12 protein-coding genes are annotated in these 13,726 nt (G+C 63.2%); 10 read left to right on the top strand and 2 right to left on the bottom strand.

Annotated features, from left to right (window positions below):
- Positions 1–83 precede the first annotated feature (83 nt).
- Together G3574_RS20940 and G3574_RS20935 are read left to right on the top strand one after the other, a co-directional pair.
- The gene (locus G3574_RS20940; RefSeq protein WP_163967497.1) at positions 84–2,243 is read left to right on the top strand and encodes an AsmA family protein; all 2,160 of its coding nucleotides are present in this window, start codon (positions 84–86) and stop codon (positions 2,241–2,243) included.
- Between the two features lie 146 nt (positions 2,244–2,389).
- The gene (locus tag G3574_RS20935; protein WP_163967496.1) at positions 2,390–2,593 is read left to right on the top strand and encodes a hypothetical protein; all 204 of its coding nucleotides are present in this window, start codon (positions 2,390–2,392) and stop codon (positions 2,591–2,593) included.
- Here the strand turns inward: G3574_RS20935 and G3574_RS20930 are convergent.
- Both G3574_RS20930 and G3574_RS20925 read right to left on the bottom strand, forming a co-directional pair.
- Positions 2,583–3,356 carry a 5'-methylthioadenosine/adenosylhomocysteine nucleosidase gene (locus G3574_RS20930; protein ID WP_163967495.1) on the bottom strand — a complete coding sequence of 258 codons (774 nt, stop codon included), beginning with the start codon at positions 3,354–3,356 and terminating at the stop codon, positions 2,583–2,585. The genes G3574_RS20935 and G3574_RS20930 overlap by 11 nt on opposite strands.
- Before the next feature lie 356 nt (positions 3,357–3,712).
- Positions 3,713–4,588, bottom strand: a complete 876-nt coding sequence (locus tag G3574_RS20925; protein WP_163967494.1) for a LysR family transcriptional regulator — start codon at positions 4,586–4,588, stop codon at positions 3,713–3,715.
- Between the two features lie 108 nt (positions 4,589–4,696).
- Here G3574_RS20925 and G3574_RS20920 point away from each other — a divergent pair, with 108 nt between their 5' ends.
- From G3574_RS20920 to G3574_RS20885, 8 genes are all read left to right on the top strand, one after another.
- Entirely contained in the window at positions 4,697–6,205 is a 1,509-nt protein-coding gene (locus G3574_RS20920) for a CoA-acylating methylmalonate-semialdehyde dehydrogenase (RefSeq protein ID WP_163967493.1), read from the top strand.
- Between the two features lie 282 nt (positions 6,206–6,487).
- Complete coding sequence (locus tag G3574_RS20915) at positions 6,488–7,540, top strand: NAD(P)H-dependent flavin oxidoreductase (protein ID WP_163967492.1); 1,053 nt, start codon at positions 6,488–6,490, stop codon at positions 7,538–7,540.
- Between the two features lie 30 nt (positions 7,541–7,570).
- A complete protein-coding gene (locus G3574_RS20910) occupies positions 7,571–9,247 on the top strand; it encodes a GMC family oxidoreductase (protein WP_163967491.1) in 1,677 nt (558 codons plus the stop codon).
- Positions 9,248–9,490: 243 nt separating this feature from the next.
- Positions 9,491–10,261, top strand: coding sequence for an ABC transporter ATP-binding protein (locus tag G3574_RS20905; protein ID WP_163967490.1), 771 nt, complete (start codon positions 9,491–9,493; stop codon positions 10,259–10,261).
- Between the two features lie 2 nt (positions 10,262–10,263).
- Positions 10,264–10,974, top strand: coding sequence for an ABC transporter ATP-binding protein (locus G3574_RS20900; protein ID WP_163967489.1), 711 nt, complete (start codon positions 10,264–10,266; stop codon positions 10,972–10,974).
- 62 nt (positions 10,975–11,036) lie between these two features.
- Positions 11,037–12,242: an ABC transporter substrate-binding protein gene (locus G3574_RS20895; protein WP_163967488.1), complete on the top strand. Its 1,206-nt coding sequence runs from the start codon at positions 11,037–11,039 to the stop codon at positions 12,240–12,242.
- Between the two features lie 219 nt (positions 12,243–12,461).
- Positions 12,462–13,346 carry a branched-chain amino acid ABC transporter permease gene (locus tag G3574_RS20890; RefSeq protein ID WP_163967487.1) on the top strand — a complete coding sequence of 295 codons (885 nt, stop codon included), beginning with the start codon at positions 12,462–12,464 and terminating at the stop codon, positions 13,344–13,346.
- A gap of 13 nt (positions 13,347–13,359) precedes the next feature.
- Positions 13,360–13,726, top strand: a 367-nt coding sequence (locus G3574_RS20885; RefSeq protein ID WP_407941691.1) for a branched-chain amino acid ABC transporter permease, incomplete at its 3' end; no start/stop codon positions are given.

The following is a 13,726-nucleotide window of genomic DNA, read 5'->3' as shown; positions in this document are numbered from 1 at the left end:
CCGGCCCCTTGATCTGGCATCAAGCCGGGTCTTGCCGGGCGCCCGACCGCTGAACTCGGGGCATGCAGTCCAGTCTGACCTGCATGCCTCGAGCACCCTCCCTTCCTTCGGCGCGCGCCGTCATCCTCGGCGCGCTGCTGCTGTTTTTCGTGCTGCTGCCCGCGCTGGCGGCATTCGCCTTGCCCCGCATCGACTGGAACCGCGCCAAGCCCTGGATCACCCAGCGCGTGGCGCTCGCCTTGCAACGCGAATTCGACATCCGCGGCGATCTCGCCTTGACCTGGCAACTGCCCGACAACGCGGAACTGGGATGGCGCAGCTGGATCCCCTGGCCGCGCCTGCGGGCGGAAGACGTGGTGCTCGGCAATCCGGACGGTCCGGACTGGGCCGGCAGGCCGGTCATGGCACACGTCCGCGAAGTGACTTTTTCCCTGAATCCCCTGGCCTTGCTCGACCGCACGATTTCCATCCCGCTGCTGGTGATGGACTCGCCCATCCTGTCGCTGGAACGGCGCCAGGACGGCAGCAACAACTGGACCGTCGGCGACGATGCCGCCAGCGGCTGGAAGCTGGACCTGCACCAGCTGGCGCTGAGCAAGGGCAACGTGCAGCTGCTGGATGCCGTGCGCGATGCCGACATCCGGATCGACATCGACAGTCCGCAGGCCGATGCCGGGGAAATGCGGGAGATGCGGGAGATGCGGGGCCGCGATTACCGGCTGAGCTGGAAGGTGCAAGGCAGCCTGCGCGGCGAGGCGGTCAGCGGCGAGGGCAGGGCGGGAGCGATCATGGCGTTGCGCCGGAAACGCGCCGTCTATCCGGTAGAGGCCAACCTGCGCATAGGCGACACCACGATCAATGCACGCGGCATGCTGTCCGGCGTGACGCGGCCGGGACAGGTCGACCTGCACCTGAAGGTTGCCGGGCCGAGCATGGCGCATCTCTACCCGCTGCTGCAGATGGCACTGCCGGAGACGAAGCCATTCTGGACGGAAGGCCACCTGCGCGGCGCGCCGGAAGACCAGGGCGGGGCATGGATCTACGACAATTTCCGCGGCCGCATGGGCGACAGCGACCTGTCCGGAACGCTGACCTACCGGACCACGCGACAGCCTGCGGCAAGCAACGGCGCCAAGGGCGATAAGGGCGCCGCGCTCGCCCGTCCGCGGCTCGAGGGAACGATATCCTCGGAATTCCTCAACCTGCGCGACCTGGCGCCTTTGATCGGCGCCGACTCGCAGGAAAGCAAGACCAGGCGCGGCGCCAAGGTCGTGCAGCCGGAGAAGCGCATCCTGCCCATCGAGGACTTCCGCGCGGAACGCTGGCGCAGCATCGACGCCGACGTGCAGTTCACCGGCCGCAAGATCGTGCAGGGGAAGCAGCTTCCGGTCAGCAACCTCGTGACGCGCATCCAGCTGCAGGACGGCATCCTGGGACTGGCGCCGCTGAAATTCGGCATTGCCGGCGGCACGCTCACCTCGACCCTGAAGCTCGACGGCAACAGCCAGCCGGTGAAGGCGGAATTCAGCATGAGCGCGCACCACCTGAAACTCAAGCAACTGTTTTCCAACGTGCCGGAACTGCAGTCCAGCCAGGGCGAAATCAACAGCGAAGCCAGCCTCGCTGCGAGCGGCAATTCCATCGCCGCGCTGCTGGCCTCCTCGGACGGCGAAATCAAGACCATCATCGACCGGAGCGCGGTCAGCCGCTCGTTGCTGGAAAAGATCGGCATGAACGTCAGCAGCCTGGTGGCGACGCATCTCTTCGGGGATAGCCAGGTCAGGCTCCAGTGCGCGGCGGGCGACTTCGTCGTCGAGCAAGGCGTGATGCGGCCGAGGACGGCGATCGTGGATACCGACGAAGCGGCCATCTACATCGGCGGCGACATCGATCTCGCGCAGGAACGCATCTCGCTCGAACTGCGTCCCGATTCCAAGGGCATGCGCCTCATCTCCTTCTCGTCGCCGCTGCGCGTGACCGGACCGTTCGCGGAGCCGAAGGTCGAATTCAATGACGATGCCCTCGATGGCCGGCCGGAAGGGGAGGCGCCGTCCGCGCCGGCCTCCAGCCTCGGTCCGCTTGCCGCCGGCTTGCTGGCGCTGGTGCATGGAGGCCCTGGCGACAAGAGCGAATGCGGCACCATGATCCGCACCGCCAGCGCCCAGAAGCACGCGCCGCAGCGCTCGAAAGCCAAGGCCCAGGCTACCGCGTCGCGCGGCCAGGAACGCAGCAGCGGCAAATAAGCGGTCCGTTTTTTTACTAACAGTGGTGTACGTTTTTGCGATAGAACAAATAGCGGCTCGCGTGTCGGAAATTTCCTATAAATATGGTATGTCCGCCTACCCGATTTGCGTTAAGTTAGTCTCTCCAATGTTAAAGACACACGCATATGGATGGGGAAATAGTCCTGATCAAGGAAAGAAACGGTTACCGGATCATCTACGGCCATAGTCAGCTGAAGGCGATCCTGAAGAAGGCCAACGAAGTCTTCGTCGACGTGAAATGGGAACAAGGCAAGGCAAAGATCTTCCGCACCGGCCAGGGCCTGCTCGTCGCCAAGGATAGCCGCCACCTTCCTTTGCTTAATTTTTAAGCATCTCACATACCTGCTTCACGATGCCGACGGCATAGCGTGAAGCCACCCTGTCGATGAACTGCAGGAAGTCGATCGGTGCCGCCTCGTTCGCGCCGTCGGAAATCGTCCTGATGATGGCAAACGGCAGGCCGAACTCGAAACATACCTGCGCCACCGCCGCGCCCTCCATTTCCACCGCCAGCACTTCCGGCAACACCGTGCGCAAATCGCCCAGCCTGTCGCGGCTGTGTATGAACTCGTCGCCGCTCGCCACCAGGCCGAGGTGCAGCCGCGGTTCCTGGAGGCGGAACAGGTGGCGGTCGTCTTCCGTCACGACCTCATGCAACTCTTCATGCAGGAAACGGCGCGCGGCGCGGGCGACGGTCTGCGTCAGGTGCCGGTCCGACGGCAGCCTGCTTTGCCCGGTGAGCGGGATTTCGAAGACCGGAAAGAGCGGCCGCGCATCCATGTCATGTTGCACCAGGTCATCGGCGACCACCACGTCGCCGACGCGGACTTCTTCGCCAACACCCCCGGCCACGCCGGTGAACAGGACGTGGGTAACGCCGAAGCGCTCGATCAGGGTGGCGGCGGTGGCGGCCGCGGCGACCTTGCCTACCCGCGACAGCACGCACACGGCATCGATTCCCCAAAGCGTTCCGCCGACATAGTTGCGCATTCCCCGGGTACTGGCTTGCGGATGTTCCATGAAATCGACGAGACCGTTCTGTTCCTGCTGCAGGGCACTGATGATACCTAGACGGATGGGTTGGTTGGACATGGTGGCAATGGTTTTTCTGGTGGATGGTTGTGAATGCTGGCCGGTGCTTGCGCGAGGAAGGTTGTTCGCTTTTTTATCTTGTTGTTGATGTTTACGATTGGTAGTAGTTGTTAACTGCGGCGCTTTTTGTGGATAACTCGGTAAACCGAAACGAAATCAAGAACTTCCTTCCTCCAAAAGTCGCTGGATAAACGCTGTATGGGCGAAGGACGGATCGTGGACAAAAAAACCGGTCCTGGATAAGTCCACACTTGTCCCCAAAAGCTCCTCCGGTAAACCGCCAGGTTATCCACAGAATGCGCGAAACCGCCACCGGCCGCCCGGCAAGGGCAGGGGATTCCGGGGTTCCAGACGGGTCAGCGGGCCCACAAGGCATGCAGGAGGTCGAACACCGCGGCGATCGTGGGCTCGTGCCGGCGCTTGGCCAGGGCGATGAAGCTGAGGTCGGTCGTGATGCTGACCGCGTCGGCAATGACCAGGCCGTGGATATGGGCCTCGCGCAGGGCAATCGATTCCCGGACGAGCGACAGGCCGACGCCGGACTTCACCAGGTCGAGCATGGACGGTTCCTGGTCGACCATCGCCACGGTATTCGGCGTGACCTTGGCCTGGGCGAACACCTTGGTCAGCAGGCGGTGATGCGCCGATTCCGGCGGCGTCCAGATCCAGGGCAGGCGGGACAGGGCAACCCAATCCTTGCCGGCAACCCGGCTTTTCCAGCCTTGCGGCGCGACGACCGAATAGTTGAACGTGGTCAGGGTCTGGTAATGGCATTCCTTGCCCGGCGTGCCGAGGAAGAATCCCATGTCCAATGCGCCCGCCTTGACCTGCTGCAGAACCCAGCCCGACATGCCGTGCTGCAGCTGGGTGGTGAGCTGGGGATAGGTTTCCACGAGGCGCTTGAGGAAGGGACCGAGCCGGATGAATTCCGGGTCGAGGATGGTGCCGATGGAGAGCGCGCCCGACAGGGTGGAATGCAGCGACTGCGCGCCCTGCCGGAATTCGGCCATGCTCTCCATCACGCGTTCGGCGAAGGGGAGCAACTTGGTGCCGTCGTTTGTCAAACTCATGCCTGCGGGCGTCCGGGTGAACAGCTGCAGCTTGAGTTCGGATTGCAGCGACTTGATCTGCAGGCTGACGGCGGGCTGCGTAAGGTGGAGCTTGTCCGCCGCGCGGGTGAGATTGCCTTCCCGCGCGACGGTGACGAAAGCTTTTATCTGGGTGAGGTCCATGGCCGATTATAAGCCGGACTTATATCGTTCTTGACAAGAACTCATTGGATTCCTTGATCCGTCAAGAATATGCTGTCTCCAACCCGACCATGTCCCAAAGGAATCTTTATGACCAAGCTGATCCAGCATTTCATCAATGGCCGCATTGCCGAGTCGAGCAGCGGACGCGAGCAGGACGTGTTCAACCCTGCGACCGGCGAAGTGAGCGCGCGCGTCGTGCTGGCCAGCGAGGCGGAAGTCAATGCCGCCGTCGCCGCCGCGAAGGCAGCCGCGCCGGCCTGGGCCGATACCGCGCCGCTCAAGCGCGCCCGCGTACTGGCGAAGTTCAGGGACCTGATCGAGCAGCACCACAATGACCTCGCCGCCGCCATTACCCGCGAGCACGGCAAGGTCTTTTCCGACGCCAAGGGCGAGGTGGTGCGCGGCCTGGAAGTCGTGGAATTCGCCTGCGGCGCGCCGCAGCTGCTGAAGACCCAGTTCACCGACAACATCGGCGGCGGCATCGACAACTGGCAGATGCGCCAGCCGCTGGGCGTGACCGCCGGCATCACGCCGTTCAACTTTCCCTTCATGGTGCCGATGTGGATGGCGCCGATGGCCATCGCCACCGGCAACACCTTCATCCTCAAGCCGTCCGAGCGCGACCCTTCGCCCTCGCTGATGGTCGCCGACCTGTTCAAGCGCGCCGGCCTGCCGGATGGCGTGTTCAACGTGGTACAGGGCGACAAGGTGGCGGTCGACGCGCTGCTGCATCATCCGGACGTACAGGCGGTGTCCTTCGTCGGCTCGACGCCGATTGCGGAATACATCTACACCGAAGGCACGAAGCGCAAGGGCGCATACCCGCTGCGGGTGCAGGCCCTGGGCGGTGCCAAGAACCACCTGGTCGTCATGCCCGACGCCAACCTCGACCAGGCGGTCGATGCCCTGATCGGCGCGGCCTACGGTTCGGCCGGCGAACGCTGCATGGCGATTTCCGTCGCGGTGGCGGTCGGCAGCGTCGCCGACAAGCTGGTGGAAGCGCTGATCCCGCGCGTGGAATCGCTCAAGGTCAAGAATGGCATGGAAGCCGACGCCGAGATGGGTCCGGTGGTCACGGCCCAGCACAAGGCCAAGATCGAAGGCTACATCGAGCAGGGCGTGAGCGCCGGCGCGAAGCTGCTGGTCGACGGCCGCGGCCTCAGCGTGCCGGGACATGAAAAAGGCTTCTTCCTGGGCGGCACCCTGTTCGACCACGTCACCCCGGAAATGACCATCTACAAGGAAGAAATCTTCGGCCCGGTGCTGTGCGTGGTGCGCGTGCCCGACTTCGCCTCGGCGGTGAAGCTGATCAACTCGCATGAATTCGGCAACGGCGTGTCGCTGTTCACCTCCGACGGCAACACCGCGCGCGAATTCTCGCGCCGCATCGAGGTCGGCATGGTCGGCGTCAACGTGCCGATCCCGGTGCCCATGGCCTGGCATTCCTTCGGCGGCTGGAAGCGCTCGCTGTTCGGCGACACCCATGCCTACGGCGAAGAGGGCGTTCGTTTCTATACGCGCTACAAGTCGATCATGCAGCGCTGGCCGGATTCGATCGGCAAGGGCGCGGAATTCACCATGCCGGTTGCCAAGTAAGCAAAACGTGACGGGCTGTGAATAACCCGGTGGAAAGCCGTTGGGCGTAAACGGGACAAGTGCCGGTTTTTCCCCAGGCCGGTTTTTTGTCCCGAATCCATCCTCGCACCATACAGGAGCTGTGCAAATGCTTATGCTTGGCGCAAGACCTTGAAAGGACGGGATTTTTCCGGGTTATCCACAAGAAGGACGCAACGTTAACCACTACTACCAATCGTATACATCAACATCGATATAGAAAACCGGAATACCCGTTACCAGCCAGGAAAGCGCAAAACCACCATGCAATTGCTCGATTTCTGCCAGCACCCGATCATCCAGGCACCCATGGCAGGAGGCGCGACCACCCCGGAACTGGTTGCCGCCGTCTCCAACGCGGGGGCGATCGGCGCCTTGGCGGCGCCCCTGCTTTCGCCGGCGGCGATCGTCGAGCAGGCCGAGCGCATACGAGCGCTGACCGACAAGCCCTTCATCATCAACCTGTTCGTGCAAGGCACGCCGTCCCCCTCCGAGGCCGAGGTCAAGAGCGCGATGGAATTGCTGCGCCCGATCTGGGAACCGCTTGGCTGGGAATCGCTGCCCCTGCCGGCGAAGTGGTGCGAGGATTTCCAGTCGCAGCTGCAAGCCGTCATTGACGTGCGGCCGGCCATCGTGAGTTTCACTTTCGGCATCCTGATGAAGGAACAGGTGGAGCTGCTGCATGAAGCCGGCATCTTCGTGATGGGAACGGCGACCAACGTGGCGGAGGCGCGTGCCTGGGAAGCGGTCGGCGCGGACGCGGTCTGCGCGCAGGGCATCGAGGCCGGCGGCCATCGCGGGACCTTCATCGGTTCGCAGTGCGAAGGCTACGGCACCATGGTGCTGGTGCCGGCCATCGCGGACGCGGTGCGCATCCCGGTGGTGGCGGCCGGCGGCATCATGGACGGACGCGGCATTGCGGCGGCGCTGGCGCTGGGCGCCCAGGCTGCGCAGCTCGGGACCGCTTTCCTGACGACCGACGAAGCGGGCATCCATCCGATCTACAAGGAAAGATTGCTGGAAGCCAGCCATGCGCCGGTACGCTCGCTGACCACCCTGACGCGATCGTTTTCCGGACGCTACGCCCGCGGCCTGGTGAACCGCTTCATCGACGCCATGCGCGCGGTGGAGCCGCAGGTGCCGGCCTATCCGGTGCAGAACGCCTTGACCGGCGTGATCCGGGCGCAGGCCGGAAAGATCAACGAGTCGGAACTGATGTCGCTGTGGGCTGGGCAGGGCGTGGCGATGGTGCGGTCGATGCCGGCCCGTCGCCTCGTGGAAACGCTGGTGACGGAGTGGCGCAACGCGTCGATCTGACAACCCAAGAAGGCAGGCAAGGAGCAGGCTGTGGAATTCGCAGGAAAATACGATTACATCATCATCGGCGCGGGCAGCGCCGGGTGCGTGCTGGCCAACCGGCTGGCGCAGGACGAAGGCGTGTCGGTGCTGCTGCTGGAGGCAGGCCGCAAGGACGACTACATCTGGATCCACATCCCGGTGGGTTACCTGTATTGCATCGACAATCCGCGGACCGACTGGCTGTTCCGCACCGAGGCGGACGCCGGCCTGAACGGGCGCGCGCTGATCTACCCGCGCGGCAAGGTGATCGGCGGCTCGTCGTCGATCAACGGCATGATCTACATGCGCGGCCAGGCGCGGGACTATGACGAATGGGCCCGCCTCACCGGCGATGAGGGCTGGCGCTGGCAGAACGTGCTGCCCGTCTTCAAGAAGAGCGAGGACTACCACAAGGGCGCGGATGAATTCCATGGCGCCGGCGGCGAGTGGCGCGTGGAACGCCAGCGCCTGAAGTGGGAGATCCTCGATGCCTTCCGCAAGGCGGCGCTGGAGCGCGGCGTGCCCATGGTCGAGGACTTCAACCGCGGCAACAACGAAGGTTGCGGCTATTTCGAGGTGAACCAGAAGAACGGCTTCCGCTGGAACACCGCGCGCGCCTTCCTGCGCAACGCGAACGGCCGCAAGGGCAAGCTCGACATCATGACTGGCTGCCACGTGAAGCGGCTGCGGCTGGAGCAGGGCGCGGATGGCCTGAACTGCACCGGCGTCGAGTTCACCGGCGGCAACAGCGAGTGGTACGCCGAAGCCGCGCGCGAAACGATTTCCACCGCGGGCGCGGTCGGCTCGCCGCAGATCCTGCAGCTGTCGGGCATCGGTCCGGCATCCCTGCTGCAGCGGCACGGCATTCCGGTCGCCGCCGACGTGCCCGGCGTGGGCGAGAACCTGCAGGACCACCTGCAGCTGCGCATGATCTACAAGATCCGCGGCGCGCGCACGCTCAACATGATGGCAAACAACTGGTTCGGCAAGATGAAGATCGGCATGCAGTATGTCGCGACGCGCAGCGGTCCGATGTCGATGGCGCCGTCCCAGCTCGGCGCGTTCGTCAAGTCGTCGCCGGACCAGGCCACGCCCAACCTGCAATATCACGTGCAACCCCTTTCGCTGGAACGCTTCGGCGAGCCGCTGCATCCTTTCCCCGCGTTCACGGCAAGCGTGTGCAACCTGAGGCCGACGGCGCGCGGGCATATCCGCATCGCCTCGGGCGATCACTTGCAGGCGCCGAAGATCACGCCGAATTACCTGAGCACGCCGGAAGACCGCAAGGTAGCCGCCGAAGCGCTGACGATCACCCGCGAGATCGTGGCCAAGCCGGCCTTGCAGAAGTATTGCCCGGAAGAGTTCAAGCCCGGCCCGCAGTACCGCACGGAACAGGAACTGGCGAAGGCCGCTGGCGACATCGGCACGACCATCTTCCATCCGGTCGGCACCTGCAAGATGGGCAGCCGCGACGATGCAATGGCCGTCGTCGACAGCCAGATGCGCGTCAGGGGAGTGAGGCGCCTGCGCGTGGTCGACGCGTCCGTCATGCCGACCATCACGTCGGGCAACACGAATTCGCCGACCATCATGATCGCGGAGAAGGCGGCGGAATGGATCAAGGCGGCGCGGCGCGATGCAAGCGCGGCGAGCATCGTGTTGCCGGGCGTGACCGCCGCGGCATGAGGCCACGATGGCAAGTCATGAAACACCCATGCGGAATGAGGTCGAAATTTGTTTCAGGCATGCGCACGGCAGATGTTCATGCTACCATTCCGCCGTTGCTGGATAACAATTCTGCAATGCAGTTTGATATGGCACAAACGTCAGGCAGATGAATTCGCAGTCGTCTTGCCTGCCCCCTAGTCGTACTGTGTACTGTGTGAGTTTTGCCACCAGAGTCTGACGAACAGTCAACAGGGAGACAACATGTCGGATGTGGTTTTAGAGACCAAAAACCTGACCAAGGAATTCAAGGGATTCACCGCGGTCAACAACGTCAGCCTCCGTGTCGAGCGCGGGCACATCCATGCCTTGATCGGGCCGAATGGCGCGGGCAAGACGACGTGCTTCAATTTATTGACTAAATTTCTGGTGCCGACCTCGGGGCAGATCCTTTTCAACGGCCGCGACATCACCATGGCGCCGCCCTCCCAGATCGCCCGCCAGGGCATCATCCGTTCCTTCCAGATTTCAGCCGTCTTCCCTCACCTCAGCGTGATGGAAAACGTGCGCATCGGCCTGCAGCGCCCGCTCGGCAACTCCTTTCATTTCTGGCAGAGCGAGAAGAAACTCAGCGCCCTCAATGACCGCTGCATGCAGCTGCTGGCGGAAGTCGACCTGGAAAAATTCGCCGACACCATGACGGTGGACCTGCCCTACGGCCGCAAGCGCGCGCTCGAGATCGCCACCACGCTCGGCATGGAACCGGAACTGATGCTGCTCGACGAACCGACCCAGGGCATGGGCCACGAGGACGTGCACCGCGTCACCGAGCTGATCAAGAAGGTATCCGCCGGCCGCACCATCCTCATGGTGGAACACAACATGAGCGTGGTCTCGGGCATCTGCGACCGCATCTCGGTACTGCAGCGCGGCGCGTTGCTGGCCGAAGGCACCTACCAGGAAGTTTCAAACAATCCGCAGGTGATGGAAGCCTACATGGGCACCACATCCGGCGCACTCGAAGGAGCACACTGAACATGGCGGCACAAGCACTGTCGATCTCCGGCCTGCACGCCTGGTACGGCGAATCGCACATCCTGCATGACGTCAATTTTTCAGTGGAGCCGGGCGAGGTGGTCACGCTGCTGGGCCGCAACGGCGCCGGCCGCACCACCACCATGCGCGCCATCATGGGCCTGACCGGCGCCCGCAAGGGATCAATCAAGATCAACGGCGTCGAGTCCATCGGGCTTCCGACCCACAAGGTCGCCCACCTCGGCGTTGGTTACTGCCCCGAAGAACGGGGCATTTTTTCGTCGCTGTCGACGGAAGAAAACCTGATGCTGCCGCCGATGGTTTCCAAGACTGACAAGGGCATGTCGATCGAGGAAATCTACGACATGTTCCCCAACCTGAAGGAACGCCGCAACAGCCAGGGCACGCGCCTGTCGGGCGGCGAACAGCAGATGCTGGCGGTGGCGCGCATCCTGCGCACCGGCGCGCGCCTGCTGCTGCTGGACGAGATTTCCGAAGGCCTGGCGCCGGTGATCGTGCAGGCGCTCGCGCGCATGATCACGACCCTCAAGGCCAAGGGCTACACCATCGTGATGGTGGAACAGAACTTCCGCTTTGCCGCACCCCTGGCCGACCGCTTCTATGTCATGGAGCATGGCCAGATCGTCGAAACCTTCGCTTCATCCGAGTTGAACGCGAAGATGCCTGTGTTGAATTCGCTACTCGGTGTTTGACCACTTCAATCAACAATAAAGACAGCCACATTTCGTAGGCATGTTCACCTAAGGAGAATGAAATGAAGTTGAAAGCAATGGCTTGTGCCATGGCCGCTCTCGCAGCAGGCGCCGCAGGTTCCGCTTCGGCGCAGATTTCCGGAGACACGATCAAGATCGGCATGATCACAGACCTGTCGGGCCTGTATGCCGACATCGACGGCATGGGCGGCGTGGAAGCGGTGAAGATGGCGATCGCCGACATGGGCGGCAACGTCAACGGCAAGAAAATCGAATTCATCTTCGCCGACCACCAGAACAAGGCTGACATCGCCGCCTCCAAGGCGCGCGAATGGTTCGACCAGCAAGGCGTGGACATGCTGATCGGCGGCACCAACTCCGGCACCGCGCTGTCGATGGCAAAGGTCGCGGCCGAGAAGAAGAAGCCCTTCATCTCGATCGGCGCCGGCACGGCGCGCCTGACCAACGAAGAGTGCACACCCTATACCATCCACTATGCCTACGATACCGTGGCGCTGGCGAAGGGAACGGGTTCGGCGCTGGTGAAGCAGGGCGGCAAGACCTGGTACTTCCTGACCGCCGACTACGCCTTCGGCGCTTCCCTCGAAAACGATACCGCCGCGGTGGTCAAGTCGTCGGGCGGCCAGGTGCTTGGCGCCGTCCGTCATCCGCTGTCTGCATCCGACTTCTCGTCCTTCCTGCTGCAGGCCCAGGCGTCCAAGGCGCAGATCCTCGGCCTGGCCAACGCCGGCGGCGACACCATCAACGCGATCAAGGCGGCCAACGAGTTCGGCGTCACCAAGAGCATGAAGCTGGCCGGCCTGCTGATGTTCATCAGCGACGTACACTCCCTCGGCTTGAACCTGACGCAGGGCATGTACCAGACCGACAGCTGGTACTGGGACCAGAATGACGACACCCGCAAGTGGTCCAAGCGCTACTTCGAGAAGATGAAGAAGGAGCCGACCAGCCTGCACGCAGCCGACTACTCGGCGACCATGACCTACCTCAATGCGGTCAAGGCGATCGGCACCGATGACGGCGACAAGGTCATGGCCAAGCTGAAGAGCACAAAGATCAGCGACATGTACACCAAGAACGGCGTGATCCGCCCGGACGGCACCATGTTGCACGACATGGTTCTGCTGGAAGTGAAGAAGCAGTCCGAGTCGAAGTATCCGTGGGACTACTACAAGGTCGTGCAGACTATCCCCGGCGACCAGGCTTTCACCACCAAGGCTGAAACCAAGTGCGCGGCGTGGAAGTAAGCCGCTAGGTCCCGGTATCCCTGCGTCCTTCCCGGGAAGCAGGGCGGGGCAGTTCCGGCAATACCAGGAACGCTTTCCTGCCCATCCTCCAGAGCGGTGCGGCGCCGTCGATGGCGTCCCCGTTCCGCAGGCCCCGGATCTAATCCGGGAAAAATTCCGGTCCGTTCCCCCGCGGGGAGCGGACGCCATCGTGTTCCTGCACTCTTATCACTATCGCCCATGGAAATATTCGGCATTCCATTGCAAGCACTGCTGAGCCAGCTTCTGCTCGGCCTGGTCAACGGCTCCTTCTACGCGATGCTGTCGCTGGGACTGGCGGTCATCTTCGGCCTGCTCAACGTCATCAACTTCGCCCACGGCGCGCTCTACATGATGGGCGCCTTCCTCGCCTGGATGGGCCTGAGCTACTTCGAGGTGAACTACTGGGTCATGCTGATCGCGGGGCCCATCCTCGTGGGCATCTTCGGCGTGATCATCGAAAAGACCATGCTGCGCTGGCTGTACAAGCTCGACCATCTCTACGGACTGCTGCTCACCTTCGGCATCACGCTGATGCTGGAAGGCCTGTTCCGTTCCTTCTATGGCGTGTCGGGCCAGCCTTACTCGGTGCCGGAAGCGCTGGGCGGTGCCTTCAACCTCGGTTTCATGATCCTGCCGAAGTACCGGGCCTGGGTGGTGTTCGCCTCGCTCGCAGTGTGCCTGGTGACCTGGTTCGTGATCGAGAAGACCAAGCTGGGCGCCTACCTGCGCGCCGGCACCGAGAACCCCAAGCTGGTGGAGGCCTTCGGCATCAACGTGCCGCTCATGGTCACGCTCACCTACGGCTTCGGCGTGGCGCTCGCCGCCTTCGCCGGCGTGCTCGCCGCGCCGGTGGTGCAGGTGTCGCCGCTGATGGGTTCCAACCTCATCATAGTGGTGTTCGCCGTGGTCGTCATCGGCGGCATGGGCTCCATCCTGGGCGCGATCCTCACTGGCCTCGGCCTCGGCGTGATCGAAGGATTCACCCGGGTGTTCTACCCTGAACTGTCGGCCACCGTCGTGTTCATCATCATGGCCATCGTGCTCATGATCCGCCCGGCCGGCCTGTTCGGCAAAGAGAAATAAGAGGAGTCCCAGCATGAACAAGAAAGTCGGCTATTCGATCGCCCTGGCCGCCGCCCTCGCGGCGCCCTTCGTGGTCTATCCCGTGTTCCTGATGAAGGTGCTGTGCTTCGCGTTGTTCGCCTGCGCCTTCAACCTGCTCATCGGCTTCACCGGCCTGCTGTCCTTCGGCCATGCGGCCTTCTTCGGCGGCGCCGGCTACTTCGCCGGCTACGTGCTGCGCAACATGGGCCTGCCTTTCGAGCTCGGGCTGGTGGCCGGCACGCTGGGCGCGGCGGTGATCGGCCTGGTCATGGGCCAGCTGGCGATCCGCCGGCAGGGCATCTACTTCACCATGATCACGCTGGCGCTGGCGCAGATGCTGTTCTTCGTGTTCCTGCAGG

The organism is Noviherbaspirillum galbum, assembly GCF_010974945.1.
Lineage (GTDB): Bacteria > Pseudomonadota > Gammaproteobacteria > Burkholderiales > Burkholderiaceae_D > Noviherbaspirillum > Noviherbaspirillum galbum.
The sequence above is the reverse complement of the archived record's forward strand: the minus strand, read 5'-3'. Positions and strand labels throughout refer to the sequence as shown.

What these genes read in the sequence shown, in the direction of transcription:
- G3574_RS20905 (WP_163967490.1), top strand. Translation starts at nt 9,491, where the DNA reads ATGTCGGATGTGGTTTTAGAGACCAAAAACCTGACCAAGGAATTCAAG.
- G3574_RS20895 (WP_163967488.1), top strand. Translation starts at nt 11,037, where the DNA reads ATGAAGTTGAAAGCAATGGCTTGTGCCATGGCCGCTCTCGCAGCAGGC.
- G3574_RS20935 (WP_163967496.1), top strand. Translation starts at nt 2,390, where the DNA reads ATGGATGGGGAAATAGTCCTGATCAAGGAAAGAAACGGTTACCGGATC.
- G3574_RS20915 (WP_163967492.1), top strand. Translation starts at nt 6,488, where the DNA reads ATGCAATTGCTCGATTTCTGCCAGCACCCGATCATCCAGGCACCCATG.
- G3574_RS20930 (WP_163967495.1), bottom strand. Translation starts at nt 3,356, where the DNA reads ATGTCCAACCAACCCATCCGTCTAGGTATCATCAGTGCCCTGCAGCAG.
- G3574_RS20940 (WP_163967497.1), top strand. Translation starts at nt 84, where the DNA reads ATGCCTCGAGCACCCTCCCTTCCTTCGGCGCGCGCCGTCATCCTCGGC.
- G3574_RS20900 (WP_163967489.1), top strand. Translation starts at nt 10,264, where the DNA reads ATGGCGGCACAAGCACTGTCGATCTCCGGCCTGCACGCCTGGTACGGC.
- G3574_RS20925 (WP_163967494.1), bottom strand. Translation starts at nt 4,588, where the DNA reads ATGGACCTCACCCAGATAAAAGCTTTCGTCACCGTCGCGCGGGAAGGC.
- G3574_RS20920 (WP_163967493.1), top strand. Translation starts at nt 4,697, where the DNA reads ATGACCAAGCTGATCCAGCATTTCATCAATGGCCGCATTGCCGAGTCG.
- G3574_RS20890 (WP_163967487.1), top strand. Translation starts at nt 12,462, where the DNA reads ATGGAAATATTCGGCATTCCATTGCAAGCACTGCTGAGCCAGCTTCTG.